The organism is Nonomuraea sp. NPDC050328 (assembly GCF_044459405.1).
Lineage (GTDB): Bacteria > Actinomycetota > Actinomycetes > Streptosporangiales > Streptosporangiaceae > Nonomuraea.
In genome coordinates, this window is sequence record NZ_JBITIW010000005.1 from 574,580 (window position 1) to 596,424 (window position 21,845).

A 21,845-nucleotide genomic window follows, 5' to 3' on the forward strand; every position below is an offset into this window, starting at 1 on the left:
CGATGGGCACCCTGATCGGCACCGAGGTCAAGCTGCTCCTGCGCAGCGGCGAGTTCCTGGTCGTGGCCGTGCTCTTCCCGGCCGTGTTCTTCCTGGTCATGTCGGAGGTCTTCGGCACGATGCCGCCGGCCGGCTTCGACATGTCCACCTACATGATGATCAGCATGGCCGCCTTCGGCGCGGTCTGCGGCGCGGTCAACGTCGGCCAGCGCGTCGCCCAGGAGAAGCAGGCCGGCTGGAACCGGCAGTTGCGGCTGACGCCGCTGCCCGGCTGGTCGTACGTGCTCAGCAAGGTGGTCGCCGCGATGGTCGTGGTCCTGCCGTGCGTGGCCCTGATCCTGCTGGTCGGCTTCCTGGTCAAGGGCGTGACGCTCGAACCGTGGCACTGGCTGGTGATCGTGCTGGCCACCTGGGTGGGCTCGATCCCTTTCGCGCTGCTCGGCCTGCTGATCGGGCTGGCGGCCAAGCCCGAGGCGGTCGCGCCGCTGAGCGTGATGGCCTTCCTGCTGCTGTCGATGCTGGGCGGGTTGTGGATGCCGGTCGAGATCCTGCCCTCGGTCATGGCCGCGCTCGCCCGCGCGCTGCCCAGCTACTGGATGGCCGAGAGCGCCCGCGAGCTGGTCGCCGGGCGCCCGCTCGACCTGGCCGGGATGGCCGTGGTGGCCGTCTGGCTGGTGGTGTGCGGGCTGGTGGTGGGCCGGCTGTACCGGCGCGACGCCGCCCGCGCCTAGGCAACCGGCGATCACCCGCATATGGTGTGATCGCCATGAGCCGGACCAACCACGCAACCCCCCGCACCGGCCCGGCGGCCCGGATCAAGCGGGCGGCCGCCGACGAGCTCGTGCAGCCGGCCAGCCCGCCGTGGGTCTGGCTGGCCTTCTCCTTCCCGTTCACCGTCGCGCTCTGGTTCGACCTGGCCGGCTCCACCGGCTTCGCGGCTCGCGCGGTCTGCCTGGCCTTCATCGCCGCCTACTCGCTGGCCTGCCCGTTGACCGTCTACCGGCCGCTGTCCTGGCGGGTGGCCGCCTGCCTGGTGGTCACCGCGATCAACAGCGCGCACGTGTTCGCCTTCGGCCACGACGCGATGACCTACTCCTACTCGATCGTGCTCATGGCGATCCTGCTGCCCTGGCACTGGGCCGCGCTCTGCGGCGGCGGTCTGGCCCTGGTGGTCGTCGCCGTGCTGGCCGTACGGACCGGCGGGGTGCCCACCAAGCACATGCTCCTGCTGCTGGTCGCGCTCAGCGGGATGGGCATCGGCGGCTTCTTCCGGATGGCGCAGCAGCTCAAGGAGGCCAACGCCACCATCGCCGCGCTGGCCGTGCACGAGGACCGCGAGCGCATCGCCCGCGACCTGCACGACGCGCTGGGCGCGGGGCTGACGACGCTGATCGTCAAGGCCGGGCTGGCCCGGCGGCTGCTGGAGAGCGGCGAGCCGCAGGCGGCGACCACCGAACTGCGCGAGGTGGAGGAGCTCGGGCGGCGGGTGCTCGACGACGTCCGCGCCGCCGTACGGGCGACCGGGGAGCTGTCCATGGCCACCGCGCTCGCCGACGCGCGGCGGGCCCTCGGGGCCGCCGGGATCGGCGCGCGGCTGCCCGAACCGGCCGACGGCACGCCGGAGATCTTCGCCTACGTGCTGCGCGAGGGGGTGACCAACGTGATCCGGCACAGCTCCGCCCGCACCTGCGAGGTACGGCTCGGCCCCGGCTTCATCGAGGTGCGCGACGACGGAACCGGCTCGGCGGAGCCGCTGGGCCGCGGGCTGTCCGGGCTGGCCACCCGGCTCGGCGCGCTCGGCGGCACGCTGAGCGCGGGCTCCGGACCGGCCGGCGGCTACCTGCTGCGCGCCGAGCTGCCGTCGTGATCCGGGTCCTGCTCGCCGACGACCAGGCGTTGCTGCGCGGGGCGCTGGCGATGGTGCTCCGGCTGGAGCGCGACATCGAGGTGGTCGGCGAGGCCGGCGACGGTGAGGCCGCGCTGGCGCTCGCCGGCCGGACCCGTCCGGACGTCGTCCTGCTCGACATCCAGATGCCCGGCCGCGACGGGCTGGCCACGGTCACCGCGCTGACGGCGCTGGGCTGCCGGGTGGTGATGCTCACCACCTTCGGCAAGCCCGGCTACCTCAGCCGGGCCATGGCCGCCGGCGCGTCCGGCTTCGTGGTGAAGGACATCCCGCCCGAGCAGCTCGTCGACACGGTCCGCCGGGTGCACGCGGGGCTGCGCGTGGTCGACCCGCACCTGGCCGCCGCCTCGCTCAGCGGCGGCCCGAGCCCGCTCACCGGGCGGGAACGGGAGGTCCTGCTCGCCGCCGCCGACGGCAGCACCGTGGGCGACCTGGCCAGGCGGCTGCGCCTGGCGGAAGGGACCGTGCGCAACCACCTGTCGGCGGCGATCGGCAAGACCGGGGCCCGAACCCGGGCCGAGGCGATCCGGATCGCCGACGAACAGGGCTGGCTCTGACCGCTCACCGGCGGCGGTCAGGGCTCAGGCGATCAGGTCGTCGAACTCGCCGTCCTTGGTGCCGAGGACGAAGGCCTCGATCTCCGCGCGCGTGTAGACGAGCGCCGGACCGTCCGGGAACCGGGAGTTTCGCATGGCGACCTCGCCGGTGGGGAGCGGGGCGAGCTCGACGCAGTTGCCGTTCGGGTTGCTGCGCGCGCTCTTACGCCAGGCGACGGGGAGACGGCTGGCGGAGATGCCGTTCTGGATGCCCTGCATGGGGGATGGCTCCTCGCGATTACGAATGCACGTGCATCCGAGAATAGGGCAGAGTGCCGATCTTCATATACAGGACGACCAAAAAGGGTCAGGCGAGGAGGTTGCGCAGGAAGCGCGTGGAGTCGTCGGGAGTGAGCGCCTGGGCGCTGAGCCGGTCCATGACCTGGATGTAGTGCTCGGTCTCCACCGGCTTGTCCAGGTAGAGGGCCGAGGTGAGCTGCTCCATGTACACCACGTCGGGCAGCTCCGGCTGGGGGAAGCGCAGCAGCGAGAAGGGGCCGCCGGCGGCGGCGTGGGCGCCGCGCTCGAAGGACATGATCTGGATGGTCACGTTCGGCAGCGCGGCCATGGTCAGCAGGTGCTCGATCTGCTCGCGCATCACGCCGGGGCCGCCGTGGCTGCGCCGTACGACGGCCTCGTCCACCACGGCCCACAGGGTCAGCGGCTGGGCGGCGGTGAGCCGGCGCTGGCGGGTCATCCGGACCGAGACGCGGCGGTCGAGCTCCTCGGTGGAGGCGTGCGCGTTGTCCAGCACGATCACCGCGCGGGCGTAGGCCGGGGTCTGCAGCAGGCCGGGCACGAACTGGTTCTCGTAGGTGCGGATGACCGAGGCCGCGCCCTCCAGGCCGATGTAGACCTCGAACCAGCCGGGCAGCACGTCGCCGTACTTGTGCCACCAGCCGGGCGCGTTCGCCTGGCGGGCGAGCTCCAGCAGCGGGGCGCGCTCGGCCTCGTCGGTGACGCCGTAGAGGGTGAGCAGGTCGGCGACGTCGCGTTCCTTGAAGCTGACCTGGCCGAGCTCCAGGCGGCTGATCTTGGCGTGCGAGGCGCGGATGGAGTAGCCGGCGTCCTCGCGGGAGATGCCGCGGGCGGACCGCAGCTTGCGCAGTTGCGTGCCCAGCAGGATGCGCAGGACTGTCGGGCTGCCCTGGTCGAGGGCCAGGAGCCGGCCCTCCCCGATGTTCTCCGCCGCCGCGCCCATGGGCCTCTCCTTGATCAACAGGGCTCAAGTGTTCCACGCTGCACGTGCAAAAGGAATATGCATTGGTAAATCACGAAAAGTCTTGCATCGTGAATCCCGCCACATAAGTATGGTCCCTGAGATCACGCGACGACCGGGGACTGGGATGACGACCTCCGCCGCCCGACCGCATGCCGCCGCTGCCGGTCAGGCACCGCCAGAGTGGTTACAGGCAGTCCTGTCCGACACCGACGCGGACGGGCATCTGGCCGTGTTCGAGCACCCCGCGCCGGTTTCGGCGGCCCGGGTGTTCGTGGCCACCGTGCTGACCGAGTGGCGCAACGCCGACGCGGTCTTCGACGCCCAGCTCATCGTGTCGGAACTGATCACCAACGCGATGCGGCACGGCGGCGGCGCGCAGAGCCTGTCCCTGGTGGTGCGGGGCGCGCACGTGGGCTGCTCGGTGAGCGACTACAACCACCTGCCGCCGGTCGCGGCGGCCGAGGCCGACCACTTCGCCGAGTTCGGCCGGGGGCTCCACCTCATCCAGGCGCTCTCGCTGTGCTGGGGCTGGTACCAGTCGACGCCCGGCAAGCGGGTCTGGGCCGTTCTGCGCTGACCCTGTCAGCCCGGCCCGTCGCGGCCGAGCAGTTCGACCACGTCCTCGTCGCTGAGCTGGTCGAAACTCCCGTACCACTGCCCCACCGAGCGGAAGTCCCCCGGTGTGGCCAGCACGACCACCTCGTCGGCCTCCGCGCGCAACGCCCGGACCGTCTCCGGCGCGGCCACCGGCACCGCGAGGGTGAGCCGACCCGGCTTGGCGCCGCTGACCGCCCGGAGCGCGGCCCGCGCCGTCCCGCCCGTGGCGAGGCCGTCGTCGATCACCACGACCTCGCGGCCGGTCAGCGACGGCAGCCTCCGGTCGCCCCGGTAGACCCGCACCCGGCGCTCCAGCTCCCGCCGCTCGGCCTCGACCACCTCGGCCACCGACTCGGGGGTGAGCCCGAGCCGGTTCAGCATCGCCTGGTCGAGGACGGGCTCGCCGCCCTCGCAGATCGCCCCCACGCCCAGCTCGGGCGAGGGGGGATAGCCGATCTTCCTGGCCACCAGCACGTCCAGCGTGCCGCCGACCCGGCGCACCACCGGGACGGCCACCGGCACCCCGCCGCGCGGCAGGGCCAGCACGACCGGGTCGCGCCGGCCGTGGCCGGGGTGCCCGAGACCGAGATGGAGCAGGCGCTCGGCGAGCAGTGCGCCGGCCTCGGAGCGGTCGGTGAACAGGGGCCCCATGAAAGGGTGCTACCCCGGCCACCCCCACGACACGCCGAAACCCACCCCACGGGGAAGGCAGGTCCGGCGGGTCACCCGCCAGAACCAGCCCGGCCAATGGGGAAGCCGGCGTGCCGGGGTCAGCGACCCTGGTTCTTGTAGTGCTGGCGCAGTTGCTTGGTGACGCTCTTCCACCGGCCGACATGCTCCTTGCGCAGCCGCGCGTCGCCGCGCGCCGCCATCCAGGCCGCCTCCCGCTGGAGCTTGCGCCAGCTCTCCAGCCGCCGCTCGGGCAGCTCGCCGCTCTCCAGCGCCGCCAGTACGGCACAGCCGGGCTCGCTGTCGTGCGCGCAGTCGTCGAACCGGCACTGCTGGGCCAGCTCGTCGATGTCGGCGAAGACCAGGTCCACCCCGTCCGACATGCCGTACAGGCCGACCCGGCGGATACCCGGCGTGTCGATGACCAGCCCGCCCCCGGGCAGCGGGATGAGCTCCCGGTGCACGGTGGTGTGCCGGCCGCGGCCGTCGCCGGCCCTGACCTGCTGGGTCTCCATGACCTCGCCCCCGGCCAGCGCGTTGACCAGGGTGGACTTGCCCGCGCCGGAAGGCCCGAGCACCACCGCGGTCAGCGAGCCGGCGAGGTAGTCGCGCACCAGGTCCACGCCCTCGCCCTGCAGCGAGGAGACCGCGTGCACCTCGACGCCGGGCGCGGCTCCGCGCACGTCGTCGAGCAGGTCGTCGAGCCCCTGCTCGAACAGGTCCGACTTGGTGATCAGCACGACGGGCGTGCCGCCGCTCTCCCACGCCAGCGCCACCAGGCGCTCGATGCGCCCGAGGTCGGCGAAGTCGGTGGCGTGCAGGGCGGGTTCGGCCACGAAGACGAGGTCGACGTTGGCGGCCAGCACCTGCCCCTGGCTGTCGCCGGACAACCCGCCTCGCGAGTCGCGGGCCACGCCGCCCCGCACGAAGGCGCTGCGGCGCGGCAGGACCGCGACGAGCTCGTAGCGGCCCTCGGGCAGCAGGCGCACCGCCGCCCAGTCGCCCACGCAGGGCAGGGCCACGGGGTCGTGCGCGGCGGCCCGCCGCACGTCCGCGCTGTATCGGGCCTGGTGGGTACCGTCCTCGGCGATGACCTCGGCGGCACCGCGGTCGACGCGGGCCACCCGGGCCGGGATGGTGTCGTTGGGCAACTCGGCGGCGAGAGAGTCGGTCCAGCCGAGCAGAGAAAGATCAAAAGACACTGTGGAACACCCTTGGATGAACCCGGGTGTGTCAGGCGACCACCCGGAGGTTGTTGGACGACGGCAGGATCGTCAGAAAGACCCGCATGTCCTCACCTCCTCGGTCGATGTGCCTGCGCTCACTGTAGCACCACAGCCGGTACGGCGAAGCCCCGCCGTACCGCCAGCGGGCCGGTACGGCGGGGCTGTCCTGGTGCTTACAGGCCCGGGGCCGGGAACTGCGCGGTCAGCTCGCTGACCTCGTGGTGCACGCGGGAGATCACGTCCTCGGCGTCGCCCTTGGCCAGCGCGGTGACGACCTCGTCGATCCAGGCGCCGATCTGCCGCATCTCGCCCTCCTTCATGCCGCGCGAGGTGACCGAGGGGGTGCCGATGCGGATGCCGGACGGGTCGAACGGCTTGCGGGTGTCGAACGGCACGGTGTTGTAGTTCGTCTCCAGCCCGGCCCGGTCGAGCGCCTGGGCGGCGGGCTTGCCGCCGATGCCCTTGGGGGTCAGGTCGAGCAGGATGAGGTGGTTGTCCGTGCCGCCGGAGACCAGGTCGAAGCCGCGCGCGGACAGCTCCTCGGCCAGCGCCTTGGCGTTGGCGACGACCTGGTGGGCGTAGGTCCTGAACTCCGGCTGGGCCGCCTCGTGCAGCGCCACCGCGATGGCCGCGGTGGTGTGGTTGTGCGGGCCGCCCTGCAGGCCGGGGAAGACCGCCTTGTTGAGCGCGGTGGCGTGCTCGTCGGTGGTGGCCATGAGCATGGCGCCGCGCGGGCCGCGCAGGGTCTTGTGCGTCGTGGTGGAGATGACGTCGGCGTGGCCGACCGGCGAGGGGTGCGCGCCACCGGCGACCAGGCCGGCGATGTGCGCGATGTCGGCGGCCAGCACGGCGCCCACCTCGCGGGCGATGGCGGCGAAGCCCTCGAAGTCGATGGTGCGCGGGATGGCGGTGCCGCCGCAGAAGATCAGCTTGGGCCGGTGCTCCAGGGCCAGCTCGCGGACCTCGTCCAGGTCGACGCGGCCGGTGTCCTGGCGCACGCCGTACCGGACCGGGTTGAACCACTTGCCGGTGGCGCTGACCGACCAGCCGTGCGTCAGGTGGCCGCCGAAGGGCAGGCCCATGCCCATGACCGTGTCGCCCGGCTGCAGGAAGGCCATGTAGATCGCTAGGTTGGCGGGCGAGCCGGAGTAGGGCTGCACGTTGGCGTGGTTGACGCCGAAGACGGCCTTGGCCCGCTCCTGGGCGAGGGTCTCGATCTGGTCGATGACCTGCTGGCCCTCGTAGTAACGCTTGCCCGCGTAGCCCTCGGAGTACTTGTTGGTCAGCACCGTGCCGGTGGCCTCGAGCACGGCCTTGGAGACGTAGTTCTCCGAGGCGATGAGCTTGACGGTGTCGGCCTGACGCCGCTCCTCGGCCTTGATCAGCTCGGCGAGCTGGGGGTCGACGTTAGCGAGAGAACTCATGACACTCCTGTCAGTGGTGATCATCGGCGAAGACCCAGGCGCCCGGCCTCCGCCCGCTCGCTCCCCGGTGGTGCCCCACCCACGCGCCAGTCGCGCCCTAGACACTATCAGCGGCCGGTACGGCTGGCGGCGTGCGGCCACAGCCGGTCCACCTCGGCGTTGAGCAGCGCGCCGATCAGAACCGCCAAGGCCGTGATGTACAGCCACAAAAGCACCGCGATGGGGGCGGCCAGCGAGCCGTACACGCTCATCGGGGACAGCCACGAGGCCAGCACCGCGCGCAGGACGGCGGCGCAGACGATCCACAGGAACAGCGCCAGGATCGCGCCCGGAAGCTCGCGGAACCACTTCGTCCGCACCGGCACGCTCACGTGGTAGAGCATCGTCAGGAACAGCACCGACCCGATGACCACCACCGGCCAGTAGAGCACGTCCACCAGCACGTCGTACTCGCGGAAGGCGGCCCGCAGCAGGTCGGGGCCGATCAGCATGACCGGCATCACCACCACGCCGATCAGCAGCGCCACCACGTACAGGCCGAAGGACATGAGCCGGGTCCTGATGATCCCCCGCTCCTCCCCCAGCCCGTAGGCCACCGAGATCAGGTCCACGTAGACGTACAACGCCCTCGATCCCGACCAGAGCGACAGCAGGAAACCCAGCGAGATCAGCGGCACGCTGTGGTTGGGATTGAGCACGTCGTCGATGAGCGGTTTCAGCACCCGCTCGATCGCGTCCTCGGTGAACAGGTACTGGGCCTGGTCGAGGACCGCGTCCTTGACCGTGGTGATGGTGTCGGGGCCGAGCAGCGTGCTCAGCGGCGCGAGCACGGCCAGCAGCCCCAGCACGAACGGCGGCAGCGACAGCAGCGCGAAGAACGCCGCCTCCCCCGCCAATCCGGTCACCCGGTAGGTGACGCCCGCGTTGACGGTCGCGCGCACGATGGACCAGGACCTGGTGTCGAGCACCCAGCTCAACCGGGCCCTGGCCTCTCGCAGAGGCGAGCGTTTGGGTTTCGGCGCTCGCGTGCGCGCATCGGTGGACGTCATCTCGCTCAGCATATGACCTGGGGACATCGCTACCCCGATGCGCGCCGTTTACCGGTCGATGTCCACCACTTTCGCCCCCAGCGGCAGCAAGGAGATCGGAATCATCTTGAGGTTGGCGATGCCCAGCGGAATCCCGATGATCGAGACGAACAGCGGGATACTGGTCAGGACGTGCCCGATCGCCAGCCAGATCCCGGCGACCAGCACCCAGATGACGTTCCCGATCGTGGACATGATCCCGGCCTCCGGGTCGCGGACGACCGTCCTGCCGAACGGCCACAACGCGTACCCCGCGATCCGGAACGAGGCGATGCCGAACGGGATCGTGATGATCAGGATGCAGCAGATGACGCCGGCGAGGGCGTAACCGGCCGCCAGCCAGATCCCGGCGAAGATCAGCCAGATGACGTTCAGGATGGTCCGCATACCTTCAGGATGTCATCGCCCTTTCGCTGGGATCATCCGGCATCCCCCTGGTCAGACCCTGATCCGCTACTCAGGGTCACGGGGCGGGCGTCCCGGTCCGGGAGGGCCGGCGAAGGCCTGGGCCACGTCCATCCAGGCGTCGGCGGTGGGGCCGGTGACGTCGAGGGCGGTGTCGGAGCGGTGGACGCGCTGGGTCACCAGCAGGCAGAAGTCGAGGGCCGGGCCCCTGACCACGTCGGCGGCGTCCGCAGGGCCCGCGGCCCACAGGGTGCCGTCGGGCAGGGTGAGCTCCACCCGGACGGGGTCCGTGGGCACGGGCAGGCCGCGTACGGCGAAGCCGTACGGCATGGCCCTGAAGCCGATCGTCGCGACGTGCCGGAGCCGGGCGGTGGGGCGGCGGGTGACGCCGGCCGCGTCGGCGACGTCCTGGCCGTGGGCCCAGGTCTCCATCAGCCGGGCGGTGACGAACGAGGCGGCCGACATGTCCGGCCCGTACCAGGGCACGCGGTCGCGCGGCGCGAGCGTGGCGAAGGTCTCCAGCATGGTCGCGCGGGCGCGCAGGAACCACTCCAGCACCTCGTGCGGGAGCAACGTCCTGGAGTCCTCGGTGACGGTGTCCACGAAGCCCGGGTCGAGCGAGGCGAGCGAGCGCCGGAAGCCGAACGGGTCGGCCACCGCACGGGTGGCGGCCTCGTCGAACCACGCCAGGTGGGCCACCTGGTCGCGGATCGTCCAGCCTTCCGCGGGGGTGCCGGTCTCCCAGTCCTGGGCCCGCAGCGGGCGCAGGATCTCGACCAGCGACTCGGTCTCGGCGCGCAGGTCGGCCAGCAGGCCGGCGATTAAGTCCATGAGGGATGCTGTACCTATGATCTGCGAGCATTGCAAGGACAAACGGCACGAGGAGTGCCGTGGTGGGTCCTGGTGCGACTGCCAGCATCAGCCGCGCGCCCGCCCGGAGGGCCGGGAGGACCGCCTTTCGGAAGGCGAGCCCGACCTGAACTGGAAGCGGCAGGGCTGACGGGTCTTTCTCAGCCACCGCGGGCGGGGCTAGGGTCCTCGCGTGGGTTTACGGTTCCTGGCCGTTTCAGTGACGGTTGCGCCGCTGGTGGCGGCGTTGCGGTGGTTGTTCAGTCCGCCGGACGGGTCTGCTGCCGAGGCGCCGGGTGAGGTCGGGTTCGGGGGGCTGCTCGCCTGGGATGCCGGGCGGCTGGTGCCGGTGTTCGTGCCGATCGTGCTGGCGGTGGCGCTTCGGAGCGGGGCCGGGCGGGTGGCGGCGGGGGTGCCGCTGGTGGCCGCCGGGCTGCTGATCGCGCAGAGGTGGTTGCTGCCCATGCCGGGGGCGCGAGGCTGGGGGTTGCCCTGGGAGGTGCTGGGGCCTTATCTGGCGGCCTCGGCCCTGGTGGTTCTGGCGATCAGGCGAGGCGGGACGCCGGCGGGGTTGAGCGGGCGTCAGTGGGGGCTCTGGGGCGGGGCGGCGGTGGCGGCGGCGTTGCCCACCCTGATCGGGCCGGGGTTCGTGGCGGGGCCGATGAACCGGGTCTCGTACCTGCCGGCGTCGGTGGTGGTGGTGCCCTTCCACGTGGAGCTGGCTCTCGACTACGTGAGGGCGCTCGGGCTGCCGCTGGCCGCGGTGGCGCTGGGGCTGGTGGCCAGCCGGGGCGGGCGGGGTGCCGCGTACGGCGCGGCGGGGGTTCTCCTGGGGATGGCTCTGACGGCGCCGGTGGCATTGCTGCTGGAGGGGGCCGGGCCCGGGACGGTCGTGCGGGCGGTGTGGTGGCCGGTGCTGGGCGCGGCGGTGCTGGTGGCGCTCACCGTGCGAACGACAGCCACGAAACCAGCGGCCCCGCACCCCTCCCCGTGACCCGGAGGGCGGGGAAAGGGGAATGGCCGGAAGAGTCCAAAGTGTGGACCCCGCCTTGGACATCCGTAATCGCCGGGGTATCGTCATGACCATGCCAGCGGACCCCATGCTCACCGGTCGACGCCACGTCGACCTTCAGCGTGTCCGCAGTGCCATCTGTTGCGACGCCCGCTAACCCCTTCCTGCCGAAGCCGGGCTCGTCGCACGCCACCCCACCCTGAACCCCTGCACTCGATGACGAGGCAGGAGGATCGCCGTGCGCGCCCGAAGAACCCAAAGGACGCGCAATGACGACCAGCCCGATCAAGGGAAACGCCAGCCGCCACCACAAGCGCCCGCGCGGCGAGGGCCAGTGGGCGCTCGGCTACCACGAGCCGCTCAACAAGAACGAAGAGAACAAGAAGAACGACGACGGCCTCAACGTCCGCCAGCGGATCATCGACATCTACAGCAAGCGCGGTTTCGACTCGATCGATCCCGCCGACCTGCGAGGGCGGATGCGCTGGTACGGGCTGTACACCCAGCGCAAGCCCGGCATCGACGGCGGGAAGACGGCGATCCTGGAGCCGGAGGAACTGGACGACCGCTACTTCATGCTGCGGGTCCGGATCGACGGCGGCCAGCTCAGCCTGGAGCAGCTCCGGGTGGTGGCCGACCTGGCCAACGAGTACGCCAGGGGCACCGCGGACGTCACCGACCGGCAGAACATCCAGCTCCACTGGGTGGAGATCGAGTCGGTCCCGGACATCTGGGAGCGGCTGGAGGCCGTGGGCCTGTCGACGACCGAGGCGTGCGGCGACACCCCGCGAGTGATCATGGGGTGCCCGCTGGCCGGGATCGACCAGGACGAGCTGCTCGACGCGACGCCGCAGGTGCGGGAGATCCACGACCGGTTCATCGGTGACCCGGCCTACTCCAACCTGCCGCGCAAATTCAAGTCGGCGCTGTCCGGCTGCCCGGCGCACTGCACGGTGCACGAGATCAACGACGTGGCCTTCGTCGCGGTGGACAAGGACGGCGAGAAGGGCTTCGACCTGTGGGTCGGCGGCGGCCTGTCGACCAACCCGATGTTCGCCAAGCGCATCGGCGTCTTCGTCCGCCCGGACCAGGTGGCCGACGTCTACGGCGGCGTGATCGGCATCTTCCGCGACTACGGCTACCGCCGGCTGCGGCACCGGGCGCGGATCAAGTTCCTGGTCAACGACTGGGGCGTGGAGAAGTTCCGCGAGGTGCTGGAGACGGAGTACCTCAAGGAGCCGCTGCCCGACGGCCCGGCTCCGGTCGAGCCGCGCGGGCACCGGCGTGACCACGTCGGCGTCTTCCCGCAGAAGGACGGCAACTTCTACGTCGGTTTCGCGCCCAAGGTCGGCCGCCTGGACGGCGACCGGCTGCACCTGATCGCCGACCTGGCCGAGAAGTACGGCTCGGCCCGGGTGCGCACCACGGTCGAGCAGAAGATGGTCATCCTGGACGTCGCCCCCGACCAGGTGGACGGCCTGGTGGCCGAGCTGGAGGCCAACGACCTGAAGGTCAACCCCTCCACCTTCCGCCGCCAGACGATGGCCTGCACCGGCATCGAGTTCTGCAAGCTGGCCATCGTCGAGACCAAGGCCGCGGGGGCCAATCTCATCGACGAGCTGGAGCGCCGCCTGCCGGACTTCGCCGAGCCGCTGACCATCAACCTCAACGGCTGCCCCAACTCCTGCGCCCGCATCCAGGTCGCCGACATCGGGCTGAAGGGCCAGCTCGTCGACGGCAAGGAGGGCTTCCAGATCCACCTGGGCGGCTCGCTGGGCGTCAACCCCGGCTTCGGCCGCAAGGTGCGCGGTCTCAAGACCACGGCCGAGGACCTGCCCGACTACGTAGAGCGGGTGCTGCGCAACTTCGAGTCCCAGAAGAAGGACGGCGAGCGGTTCGCCGACTGGGTCCAGCGCGCGGACGAGGGTGATCTCTCGTGAGCGAGCGCGCGGTGCCTTTCCACTGCCCCTACTGCGGTGACGAGGACCTGGAGCCCTACGAGCGCGACGGCGGCTGGTACTGCCGCTCCTGCGCTCGCGCCTTCAAGCTGACCTTCCTGGGGATCGGGGTAAAGATATGACGCTCGTCGACATCGAGCTCGGCCTGCGAGAGCAACGCGGCACGCTCGACCTGCAGAGCATCGTGGAGTCCGCCGCGGTCTTCCTGGAGGGCGCGCCGGCCCGCGAGATCATCCGCTGGGCCGCGGCCACCTTCGGCGACCGGCTGTGCCTGACCTCCTCGATGAGCGACGCGCTCCTCATCGACCTGGTCAGCCGGGTCAAGCCGGGCGTGGACGTGCTCTTCCTGGACACCGGCTACCACTTCGCCGAGACCATCGGCACGCGCGACGCGGTGCGGGCGGTCTACGACGTCAACGTGATCGACATCTACCCGAGCCGCAGCGTGGCCGAGCAGGAGCGCGACCTCGGCCCGCGGCTGTTCGGCCGCAACCCGGACCTGTGCTGCTACCTGCGCAAGGTCGAGCCGCTCAACCGGGCGCTGGAGCCGTACCTCGCCTGGATCTCCGGGATCCGGCGCGACGAGTCGCCCACCCGCACCGGCACCAAGGTGGTCGAGTGGGACGCCAAGCGGCAGATGGTGAAGGTCAACCCGATCGCCGCCTGGACGCAGGAGGAGGTCGACAACTACATCGCCGACAACGGCGTGCTGATCAACCCGCTGCACTACGACAACTACCCGTCGATCGGCTGCGCCCCGTGCACCCGGCAGGTGGCCGAGGGCGAGGACCCGCGCAGTGGCCGCTGGGCCGGCCTGGGGAAGATCGAATGCGGCCTGCACACGTGAGTCCCGGCCCGTTGGCAGGCGGGCCGGGCTCCTCCCCCGCGGCCGGGCCTTCGGCCGCGCCCCTCGTCGCGGTGGCGCACGGGTCGCGTGATCCGCGTGCCGCCGCGACGGTGGCGGCTCTGCTCGATCTGGTACGGCTGGCGCGCCCCGGCCTGGAGGTGCGCGCGGCCTACCTCGACCACGCCGGGCCGCGGCTGTCCGAGGCGCTGGACGGGCTGGCGGAGGCGGTGGTGCTGCCGCTGCTGCTGACCGAGGCCTACCACAGCCGGGTGGACCTGCCGTCGGCGCTGGCCGAGGTGCGGGCCCGCACGGGCGTGCGGGTGCGGTACGGCCGCACGCTGGGGCCGCACCCGCTCATGACGCAGATCATGGAGCGCCGCCTGGCCGAGGCCGGGGTGGCGCGCGACGCGGAGACCGCGCTGGTGCTGGTGTCGGCGGGGTCGAGCGACGCCCGGGCCAACGCCGTCATCGCGCGGATGGCGCGGGAGTGGCCGGCCGGCTGGCGGTCGGTCGGCGCGGCCTACGCCTCGGCGACCGGGCCGTCGCCGGAGGAGGCCGTGGCGCGGGCGCGCCAGGCCGGGGCGGCTCGGGTGGTCTGCGTGCCGTACCTGCTGGCTCCCGGGTACTTCGCGGACAAGGTGCGGCGCACGTCGGGCGCGGACGTGACCGCGGACGTGCTGGGCGCGGCGCCTGAGCTGGCCGCGGTGCTGCTTCAGCGTTACGACGAGACTACGCAACGTAGCCAAGGTGTCACGCCGGAGCTACTTCTGCAGGCGGCCGGCCGATAACACGATGACCTTCTGCAGCTCTTCTCACTGAGCTCCCCACTTCCGGCCCCGGGCACGCCGCAACCCGGGGCCGGTCCCATGTTGTCCACATGAAATGCACTATTGCATGCCTTGCGCTCGATGTGTATACATCTCATCAAGAAAGCGCACACCACCGAGGAGGCATGCGTGAGCTGGTTTGCCCTGGGTTCGTATCGGGCCGGCGCGGAGCTGAGACCGGCGCTGGTCCTGGCGCCCGACCGGGTCCACGACCTGGCCGCGCTGTGGGAGGGCCCGCTCCCCGACCTGGTCACCCTGCTGACCGGGCACGAGGAGGAGCTCGTCCGCCTCGCCGAGGCCGCCGCCGCCCGGACCGACCTGCCCGACCACAGCGCCGAGCTGGCCGAGCCGTACCGGCCGGGCCGGATCTTCGCCGCCGCCTCCAACTTCGTCGACCACGCCGACGAGATGGGCACGGTGCTCGCCGCCAAGGCCGACAGCCAGCCGTACGTCTTCATGAAGGCCGACTCCGCGGTGGTCGGCCCCGGACGGGACGTGGTGATGCCGGCCGGCACGCGGCAGCTCGACTGGGAGGTCGAGCTGGCCGCGGTGATCGGCCGCGGCGGCCGGCACATCCCGGCCGAGCGGGCGCTGGAGCACGTGGCCGGCTACAGCATCCTCAACGACGTCTCGGCGCGCGACCTCAACATGCGCGACGACTTCCCCTTCACCTTCGACTGGTTCCGCGGCAAGTGCTTCGACACCTTCGCGCCCTTCGGGCCGTGGGTGGTGCCGGCGCGCTTCGTCCGCGACCCGCAGCACGTCGCGCTGCGCCTGGCCGTCAACGGCCAGATCATGCAGGACGGCAAGACGAACGAGATGATCTTCACGCTGGCGGAGCAGATCGCCTACCTGTCGAGCATCCTCACCCTCCGGCCCGGCGACGTGATCGCCACCGGCACCCCCGACGGCGTCGGCATGGGCCGCGGCGTCTACCTCTCCTCCGGAGACGTCATGCGGGCCGAGATCGACGGCATCGGCGTCCTGGAGAACCCCGTGATCCAGGAGTAGCCATGAAGCATGCAGTGGCCGCGGCCGCCCTGACAGCGTTGCTCGTCGCGTGCGGCTCGGCCGGCGGCGGGGGCGGGACGAAGGTCACCTTCAACCTCGCCTGGTTCCCGCAGGGCAGCCTCGGCGGCGTCTTCGCCGCCATCGACCAGGGGTACTACGAGGCCGAGGGCCTCAGCGTGGAGCCCGTCCGGGGGTACGGCGGCACGCGCACGGTCAACGAGATCGACCAGGGCCAGTGGGACTACGGCTACGGCGACCCGATCAGCGTCATCCTCAACCGCGCCAAGAACGGCAAGACCGTGATGGTCGGCGCGCTCAACACCGTCTGGCCAGGCGGCCTGTGCTACGACGCCGGCAAGCACTCGGTCAACGGCCTGGCCGACCTGAAGGGCCTGGTGCTCGGCGGCGGCGCGACCTCGCCCATCCAGAGCCTGCTGCCGGTCTGGCTGGAGCGCAACCGGTTGCCCAAGGAGCACATCAAGCTGCTCAAGATGGACCCGGCCGTGGTCGACGCCTCGCTGGTCCAGGGCAAGATCGACCTGTCCGACTGCTGGGCCGGCAGCAACCGCGCGACCGTGCTCGACCTGGCCAAGGCGGCCGGGCGTGAGATCAAGTGGCTCGACTACCGCGAGCACGGCCTCGACATGTACGGCAACGGCATCGTCACCTCGGCCGAGCGGCTGAGCAAGGACCCCGAGCAGGTCAGGAAGTTCCTGCGGGCGACCTACAAGGGCTACGCCTTCATGAAGGACAACCCGGCCAAGGTCGTCGAGATCATGCTCAAGCGCTACCCGGAGCTCAAGTCCGACGTGCTGACCCGGCAGGTCGAGGACATGAACCAGCTCCTCGGCGACGGCAGCGGCCGCTTCGACCCGGCCCGGATGGCCAGCACCGCCGAGATCATCGGGACCGCCTACCAGGTGCGGGTCCCACCCACCGACGTCTACAGCAACGACTACCTGAAGTGAGGCGACCCCCATGCCCAAGCCCCGCCCCCGCAAGCTCGGCCACCTGGTCCTGCAGGTGCGCGACATCCAGAAGTCGTACGAGTTCTACACCGAGATCGTCGGCCTGACCCTGTCGGACTGGATCGGCGACTCCATGGTCTTCCTGCGCTGCGGGACCGACCACCACGACCTGGGCCTGGCCCAGCTCCCGCCGGAGACCGCCGCCCTGCCGCCGCGCGAGGTCGGCGAGCGCGCCGGGCTGGAGCACTTCTCCTACGAGGTCGGCGGCCTGGAGGAGCTGGAGGGCATCGCCGACTTCCTGGAGGAGAAGAACGTCGACATCGTCCGCGGCATCGGCAAGCACGGCCCCGGCGAGAACCTCTTCCTGGTCTTCCGCGACCCCGACGGCAACTTCGTGGAGTTCTACGCCGACATGGTGCGGATCGACGCCGAGCACCCCTACGAGCCGGCCGTCTGGGAGGACAACCTGGACGCCTACGACCAGTGGCACTTCAGCCGCTTCCGCGTCACCGCCCCCGCCCTCTACCAGGAGAAGGCGTGAGGCGCTGGGTCGAACCCGCGCTGCTGGTCGTGGCCCTGCTGGCGCTGTGGGAGTGGCTGCCGGGCCTGCTGGGCCTGAAGTCCTACCTGCTGCCCCGGCTCAGCGAGGTGCTCGCGGCGGGCTGGGAGTCGCGGGCCACGCTGGGCGAGTACCTGCTGATCACCACCTGGGAGGTGCTGCTGGGCTTCGCCGCCGCCGCGCTCGGCGGGGTGGTCCTGGCGGTGCTCATCCACGGCTGGCCCCCGCTGCGCCGCACGCTCTACCCCCTGCTGGTGGCGTTGCAGGGGCTGCCGAAGGTGGCGCTGGCGCCGCTGTTCGTCGTCTGGTTCGGCTACGGGCTGGGGTCGAAGGCGCTGATGGCCTTCCTGTTCGCCTTCTTCCCGGTGGCCATCGCCACCCTGGGCGGGCTGGCCGGCACCCCCAGCCACCTGGAGGAGCACTTCCGGGCGCTGAAGGCCACGCGCTGGCAGACCTTCGCCCGGCTGCGCGTGCCGTACGCGCTGCCGGCGGTGGTGGACGGCTGCAAGGTGGCCATGCCGCTGGCGGTCATCGGCGCCATCGTCGGCGAGTTCGTGGGCGCGGAGAAAGGGCTGGGCAGCCAGATCCAGTTCGCCGCCTCCAGCAACCGCACCGACCTGGTGTTCGCCGCGCTGGTGCTGGTCAGCGCGTTGTCGTTCCTGCTCTACGGAGTCATCGAGTTGCTCGGCCGCCTCGTCTGGTGGCGCGGCCGGTCCATCACCTAAGGAGTTCGATCATGGCAAAGCTGCGGCACGTCGCGCTGGCGGTCCAGGACCTGGAGGCGTCGGCCAAGTTCTACTGCGAGGCCTTCGAGATGGAGGTCGTCGGCGAGACCGAGTCGCCGATCGCCTCGGGTCTCTACCTGAGCGACGGGACGGTCTGCCTGGCGCTGCTCAACTACAAGACCGACGAGGCGGCCGGCCTGGAGCGCGGCAAGGACTACGTGGGCGTGCACCACTTCGGCTTCTGGTGCGAGGACCTCGACGAGCAGGCCAAGGCGATCACCGACCGGGGCGGGGTGTACTTCATGGACCTGCCGCTGGAGAAGGACTCGCTCTACTACGAGGCCAAGTACCGCGACCCGGACGGCATCGTCTTCGACATCACCCAGAACGGGTGGGTCGGGGCGCGCAAGTGACGGCGATCTCGCTGGGGAGGGTCTCCAAGACCTTCCCCGGCGGGGTGCACGCGCTCGACTCGGTCGACCTGGAGGTCGGCGAGGGCGAGTTCGTGGCCATCCTCGGCCCCAGCGGCTGCGGCAAGAGCACCCTGCTGCGCATCGTGGCCGGGCTGGAGGAGGCGAGCTCCGGCCGCGTCGAGACCGGCGACGGGATCGGAGTGGTCTTCCAGACCTCCAACCTGCTGCCCTGGCTGACCGTCGAGCAGAACGTCGGGCTGGGCGCCCAGCTCAAGGGCCGCAAGGTGGATACCGCGCCCATGCTGGAGACGCTGGGCCTGTCGGCCTTCGCCAGGAAATATCCGCACGAGCTGTCCGGCGGCATGCGCCAGCGTGCCGCGCTCGGCCAGACCCTGATCTGCGAGCCGCGCATCGTCCTGCTGGACGAGCCGTTCGGCGCGCTCGACGCGCTCACCCGCGACCGGCTCAACGTGGAACTGCTGCGGTTGTGGCAGGACCTGCGCCAGACGGTCGTGCTGATCACGCACAGCATCCCCGAGGCGGTCTTCCTGGCCGACCGCGTGGTCGTGATGACCGGCCGGCCGGGCGCGGTCGCCGAGGAGATGCGCGTGGAGATCCCCCGGCCCCGCGACCCGGCCGTCACCCGCGGCCTGCCGGAGTTCGCCGAGGCCGTCCTGCACCTGAGCAAGCTGATGGGAGTGGTCTGAGATGGCCGTGTTGCAGGGCATCGTCACCGCCACGCCGACCGCCTTCACCAAGGACGGGGACCTGGACGAGACCCGGTTCCGCGAGCTGGTCCGCCACCTGCTGAGCGAGGGCGTGCACGGCGTCTCGGTGGCCGGCAGCCAGGGCGAGTTCGCCGTCCTGGACCGCACCGAGCGGCTGCGGCTGATCGAGATCGCGGTCGAGGAGGCGGCCGGCCGGGTGCCCGTCTACGCCGGCACCGGCGCGATCTCCACCCGCGAGAGCATCGAGCTGACCAGGGCCGCCCAGTCGATCGGCGCGGACGTGGCCATGATCATCACCCCCTACTTCCTGTCGCCCTCCCCCGCCGAGCTGGCCTCGCACTACCGCCAGGTCGCCGCCGCCACCGACCTGCCGGTCCTGGCCTACAACAACCCGCCGCGCACCGGCGTCAACCTCACCGGCTTCACCCCGTTCGGCAACGTCGTCGGCATCAAGGACAGCAGCGGCGACCTCACCCAGGCCGTCGAGTACCTGCGCGGCGGCGCGCTGGTCTTCTCCGGCCGCGACACCATCACCCTGGCCCTGCTGCTGCACGGCGGCGCCGGCGCCATCTCCCCGGCCGCCTGCGTCTTCCCGCGCCTGCTGGTCCGGATGTACGGCGCGGCCAAGTCCGGGCGGCTGGAGGAGGCGCTGGCGATCAGCGACGCCCTCGCGCCGCTGCGCCGGGCCTGGGAGCTGGGCTCCTTCCCGGTCGTCATCAAGGAGGCGATGGCCCTGACCGGCCACGACCCCGGCCCGGCGCGCCTGCCCGTCGCCCCGCTCACCGAACCGGCCCGCGCCAAGCTGGCGGAGGTCGTCGCCAAGATCCAGGCCTTCGAGGCGGAGCTCGCGTGAGAGCCGAGACCGGGACCGTCCTCGACCGCCTGTTCCGGCAGGCCCGCACGGCCAACCGGTTCACCGCCGAACCGGTCGCCGAGGAGGTGCTGCGCGAACTCTACGATTTGGTACGGCTCGGCCCCACCGCGGGCAACCTGTGCCCGGCCCGTTTCGTCTTCGTCCGCACCCCCGAGGCCAAGGAGCGGCTGCTGCGCTGCCTCGACCCGGGCAACGTGGTGCGCACCCGCGAGGCCCCGGTCACCGTGATCATCGGCTGGGACGAGCGGTTCCACCACATGGCACCGGTGCTTTTCCCCGGCCGGGATGATCTGATAACGGCCCACGAGGGGGACAATAGGAGCAGCCACCGCCACGAGGTGGCGCTCCGCAACTCCAGCCTCCAGGGGGCGTATCTCATCATGGCCGCACGGGCGCTCGGCCTCGACTGCGGGCCCATGTCGGGATTCGACCGCGAGCGGCTGGAGGCGGAGTTCTTCCCCGACGGCCGGATCCGGGTCAACTTCCTGTGCAACCTGGGCCGCGCCGACCGGGAGGCACTCTATCCCCGCCTGCCCCGGCTCTCATTCGAGGACGCATGCACGCTTCTGTAGGCCAGACCCGGTCGGAGGAGATCCGGCAGCGCATCGCCGACGACATCGTGTCGGGGCGGCTCCGGCCGGGCCAGAAGCTCGACGAGCCCGCGCTCGCCGAGCGCTACCAGGTCTCCCGCACCCCCGTCCGCGACGCGTTGCGCCAGCTCAGCGGCACGGGGTTGGTGCGCATCCTGCCCAACAGGGGCGCATGGGTGGCCGAGATCGACCCGCAGCAACTGGAGGAGCTCTTCGAGGCGTGCGCCGAGATCGACGCCCTGTGCGCCAAGCTGGCCGCGGTCCGGCTCACCGGCATCGAGCGCCGGCAGCTTGAGCTGGCCCACAGCCAGTCGTCGGCGTTCGTCAGCACCGGCGACGACGCCGGCTACGCGGTCTGCAACGAGCGGCTGCACGACCTGGTCTACCAGGGCAGCCGCAACCGGCCGCTGGTCGAGATCGCGCGCGGGCTGCGGCAGCGCGCCTCGCCCTTCCGGCTGCCGCAGTTCTACGTGCGCAACGAGCGGATGCGGGCCTCCTTCACCGAGCACGGTCAGCTCGTGACGGCCATCCTCGCCGGGGAGGCGGAGGCGGCCTACACCGCGATGCACGAGCACATCACCAACTCCTCGGTGCACGTGATCGAGTTCTTCAAATGACGGACGTCGCGGTGTTCCTGCACGGCATCGGGTCGGACGCGGCGGCCTTCGACCAGGTCGTCGAGTTGCTGCCCGCCGGGGTGCGCGGGGTGGCCTGGACCCTGCCGGGGTACGCGGGCACGCCGCCGCTCGCCGAGTCCGGGAGCTATGCCGACGCGCTCGCCGCCTTCCTGGACGAGCGCGGGATCGGGTCCTGCCACCTGGTCGGCAGCTCCATCGGCGCGCTCATCGCCGCCGAGACCGCCGCGCGCTTCCCCGAGCGGGTGCGGTCGCTGCTGCTGTGCGCTCCGGCGCCCGGTGGCGGGGGCGCGGCCGAACTGGCGGCGCGGGAGGCGCTGATCGCGCTCGGGCCGGAGCGGATGGCGGCCGAGCGGGTGCCCGTGCTCATCGCCTCCGGATCCCCGTCGGCGCTGGCCGCCGCGCGGGCCGCGACGCTGGCCCTGGACGCCTCGGCCTATCTGCGGGCGGCGCGGCTGCTGGCGTTCGGCGACATCCACCGGTGGCTGGCGGGGGTGCCTGCCGTACCGGTGGGGGTGCTGGGCGGGGAGCTGGACGCGGTCACGCCGGTGGCGACCTGCGCCCGGCCGGTGGCGGCGGCGATCCCCGGCGCGCGGCTGACCGTGGTGCCGGGCTGCGGCCACGTGCCCGAGCTCGAAGCCCCGCAGGCGGTCGCGGCGGAGCTGGCCCGGCTGATCGCCGCCACCCTCCCGGACGGGGCCGCGCCGGCCTGAGAC

At 71.5% G+C, this 21,845-nt stretch carries 28 protein-coding genes; 20 read left to right on the forward strand and 8 right to left on the reverse strand.

Annotation, left to right across the window (positions count from 1 at the left end; genetic code table 11):
* Positions 1-2: 2 nt before the first annotated feature.
* From ACIBG7_RS22325 to ACIBG7_RS22335, 3 genes are read left to right on the forward strand one after another with little or no spacing between them, the layout of a single operon-like run.
* On the forward strand, positions 3-731 hold the full coding sequence (locus ACIBG7_RS22325) for an ABC transporter permease (protein ID WP_397337457.1): 729 nt from the start codon (positions 3-5) through the stop codon (positions 729-731).
* A 35-nt stretch (positions 732-766) separates the two neighbouring features.
* Positions 767-1,867 carry a histidine kinase gene (locus ACIBG7_RS22330; RefSeq protein ID WP_357921068.1) on the forward strand — a complete coding sequence of 367 codons (1,101 nt, stop codon included), beginning with the start codon at positions 767-769 and terminating at the stop codon, positions 1,865-1,867.
* Positions 1,864-2,463: a response regulator transcription factor gene (locus ACIBG7_RS22335; protein WP_357921071.1), complete on the forward strand. Its 600-nt coding sequence runs from the start codon at positions 1,864-1,866 to the stop codon at positions 2,461-2,463. Before ACIBG7_RS22330 ends, ACIBG7_RS22335 begins: the two co-directional genes overlap by 4 nt.
* A gap of 24 nt (positions 2,464-2,487) precedes the next feature.
* Here the strand turns inward: ACIBG7_RS22335 and ACIBG7_RS22340 are convergent, their stop codons facing one another.
* Together ACIBG7_RS22340 and ACIBG7_RS22345 are read right to left on the reverse strand one after the other, a co-directional pair.
* Complete coding sequence (locus ACIBG7_RS22340) at positions 2,488-2,721, reverse strand: DUF397 domain-containing protein (RefSeq protein WP_357921074.1); 234 nt, start codon at positions 2,719-2,721, stop codon at positions 2,488-2,490.
* 88 nt (positions 2,722-2,809) lie between these two features.
* Positions 2,810-3,703: a helix-turn-helix transcriptional regulator gene (locus ACIBG7_RS22345; protein ID WP_357921077.1), complete on the reverse strand. Its 894-nt coding sequence runs from the start codon at positions 3,701-3,703 to the stop codon at positions 2,810-2,812.
* Positions 3,704-3,953: 250 nt separating this feature from the next.
* On the opposite strand from ACIBG7_RS22345, the gene ACIBG7_RS22350 reads away from it, so the two are divergent.
* Positions 3,954-4,301: an ATP-binding protein gene (locus tag ACIBG7_RS22350; RefSeq protein ID WP_357921080.1), complete on the forward strand. Its 348-nt coding sequence runs from the start codon at positions 3,954-3,956 to the stop codon at positions 4,299-4,301.
* Positions 4,302-4,306: 5 nt separating this feature from the next.
* Here the strand turns inward: ACIBG7_RS22350 and ACIBG7_RS22355 are convergent, their stop codons facing one another.
* The 6 genes from ACIBG7_RS22355 to ACIBG7_RS22380 form a co-directional block, all read right to left on the reverse strand.
* Complete coding sequence (locus ACIBG7_RS22355; protein WP_397337458.1) at positions 4,307-4,972, reverse strand: phosphoribosyltransferase; 666 nt, start codon at positions 4,970-4,972, stop codon at positions 4,307-4,309.
* 119 nt (positions 4,973-5,091) lie between these two features.
* Positions 5,092-6,192, reverse strand: a complete 1,101-nt coding sequence (gene rsgA / locus ACIBG7_RS22360; protein ID WP_357921087.1) for a ribosome small subunit-dependent GTPase A — start codon at positions 6,190-6,192, stop codon at positions 5,092-5,094.
* Positions 6,193-6,389: 197 nt separating this feature from the next.
* Positions 6,390-7,640 (reverse strand): serine hydroxymethyltransferase, encoded by a 1,251-nt coding sequence (gene glyA, locus ACIBG7_RS22365; protein ID WP_397337459.1) that lies wholly within the window; start codon positions 7,638-7,640, stop codon positions 6,390-6,392.
* Between the two features lie 107 nt (positions 7,641-7,747).
* Complete coding sequence (locus ACIBG7_RS22370) at positions 7,748-8,689, reverse strand: YihY/virulence factor BrkB family protein (RefSeq protein WP_357921093.1); 942 nt, start codon at positions 8,687-8,689, stop codon at positions 7,748-7,750.
* 48 nt (positions 8,690-8,737) lie between these two features.
* Positions 8,738-9,115, reverse strand: a complete 378-nt coding sequence (locus ACIBG7_RS22375) for a YccF domain-containing protein (RefSeq protein ID WP_397337460.1) — start codon at positions 9,113-9,115, stop codon at positions 8,738-8,740.
* 66 nt (positions 9,116-9,181) lie between these two features.
* On the reverse strand, positions 9,182-9,964 hold the full coding sequence (locus ACIBG7_RS22380) for a TIGR03084 family metal-binding protein (RefSeq protein WP_397337461.1): 783 nt from the start codon (positions 9,962-9,964) through the stop codon (positions 9,182-9,184).
* A gap of 211 nt (positions 9,965-10,175) precedes the next feature.
* Between ACIBG7_RS22380 and ACIBG7_RS22385 the strand changes: the two genes are divergently transcribed.
* The 16 genes from ACIBG7_RS22385 (at position 10,176) to ACIBG7_RS22460 (ending at position 21,842) form a co-directional block, all read left to right on the forward strand.
* Positions 10,176-10,976: a hypothetical protein gene (locus tag ACIBG7_RS22385; protein WP_397337462.1), complete on the forward strand. Its 801-nt coding sequence runs from the start codon at positions 10,176-10,178 to the stop codon at positions 10,974-10,976.
* A gap of 91 nt (positions 10,977-11,067) precedes the next feature.
* Positions 11,068-11,151, forward strand: coding sequence for a putative leader peptide (locus ACIBG7_RS22390; RefSeq protein WP_357922150.1), 84 nt, complete (start codon positions 11,068-11,070; stop codon positions 11,149-11,151).
* Positions 11,152-11,263: 112 nt separating this feature from the next.
* The gene (locus ACIBG7_RS22395; protein ID WP_397337463.1) at positions 11,264-12,934 is read left to right on the forward strand and encodes a nitrite/sulfite reductase; all 1,671 of its coding nucleotides are present in this window, start codon (positions 11,264-11,266) and stop codon (positions 12,932-12,934) included.
* A complete protein-coding gene (locus ACIBG7_RS22400; protein WP_357921107.1) occupies positions 12,931-13,074 on the forward strand; it encodes an Insertion element protein in 144 nt (47 codons plus the stop codon). Before ACIBG7_RS22395 ends, ACIBG7_RS22400 begins: the two co-directional genes overlap by 4 nt.
* Entirely contained in the window at positions 13,071-13,799 is a 729-nt protein-coding gene (locus ACIBG7_RS22405) for a phosphoadenylyl-sulfate reductase (protein WP_357921110.1), read from the forward strand. Before ACIBG7_RS22400 ends, ACIBG7_RS22405 begins: the two co-directional genes overlap by 4 nt.
* The gene (locus ACIBG7_RS22410) at positions 13,781-14,587 is read left to right on the forward strand and encodes a sirohydrochlorin chelatase (protein WP_397337465.1); all 807 of its coding nucleotides are present in this window, start codon (positions 13,781-13,783) and stop codon (positions 14,585-14,587) included. The genes ACIBG7_RS22405 and ACIBG7_RS22410 overlap by 19 nt, the downstream gene beginning before the upstream one ends.
* A gap of 168 nt (positions 14,588-14,755) precedes the next feature.
* Positions 14,756-15,637, forward strand: a complete 882-nt coding sequence (locus ACIBG7_RS22415) for a fumarylacetoacetate hydrolase family protein (protein WP_397337466.1) — start codon at positions 14,756-14,758, stop codon at positions 15,635-15,637.
* Positions 15,638-15,639: 2 nt separating this feature from the next.
* Positions 15,640-16,605, forward strand: coding sequence for an ABC transporter substrate-binding protein (locus tag ACIBG7_RS22420; protein ID WP_397337467.1), 966 nt, complete (start codon positions 15,640-15,642; stop codon positions 16,603-16,605).
* A gap of 10 nt (positions 16,606-16,615) precedes the next feature.
* Positions 16,616-17,146, forward strand: a complete 531-nt coding sequence (locus tag ACIBG7_RS22425; protein WP_357921122.1) for a VOC family protein — start codon at positions 16,616-16,618, stop codon at positions 17,144-17,146.
* A complete protein-coding gene (locus ACIBG7_RS22430) occupies positions 17,143-17,889 on the forward strand; it encodes an ABC transporter permease (protein WP_357921124.1) in 747 nt (248 codons plus the stop codon). Before ACIBG7_RS22425 ends, ACIBG7_RS22430 begins: the two co-directional genes overlap by 4 nt.
* Positions 17,890-17,900: 11 nt before the next feature.
* Positions 17,901-18,302 carry a VOC family protein gene (locus ACIBG7_RS22435; protein ID WP_357921127.1) on the forward strand — a complete coding sequence of 134 codons (402 nt, stop codon included), beginning with the start codon at positions 17,901-17,903 and terminating at the stop codon, positions 18,300-18,302.
* Entirely contained in the window at positions 18,299-19,009 is a 711-nt protein-coding gene (locus ACIBG7_RS22440; RefSeq protein ID WP_357921130.1) for an ABC transporter ATP-binding protein, read from the forward strand. Before ACIBG7_RS22435 ends, ACIBG7_RS22440 begins: the two co-directional genes overlap by 4 nt.
* Before the next feature lies 1 nt (position 19,010).
* Positions 19,011-19,883, forward strand: a complete 873-nt coding sequence (locus ACIBG7_RS22445) for a dihydrodipicolinate synthase family protein (RefSeq protein ID WP_357921133.1) — start codon at positions 19,011-19,013, stop codon at positions 19,881-19,883.
* Positions 19,880-20,476, forward strand: coding sequence for a malonic semialdehyde reductase (locus tag ACIBG7_RS22450; protein WP_357921135.1), 597 nt, complete (start codon positions 19,880-19,882; stop codon positions 20,474-20,476). Before ACIBG7_RS22445 ends, ACIBG7_RS22450 begins: the two co-directional genes overlap by 4 nt.
* Positions 20,461-21,111, forward strand: coding sequence for a GntR family transcriptional regulator (locus ACIBG7_RS22455; protein ID WP_357921137.1), 651 nt, complete (start codon positions 20,461-20,463; stop codon positions 21,109-21,111). Before ACIBG7_RS22450 ends, ACIBG7_RS22455 begins: the two co-directional genes overlap by 16 nt.
* Positions 21,108-21,842, forward strand: a complete 735-nt coding sequence (locus tag ACIBG7_RS22460) for an alpha/beta fold hydrolase (RefSeq protein WP_397337468.1) — start codon at positions 21,108-21,110, stop codon at positions 21,840-21,842. The genes ACIBG7_RS22455 and ACIBG7_RS22460 overlap by 4 nt, the downstream gene beginning before the upstream one ends.
* Positions 21,843-21,845: the final 3 nt, after the last annotated feature.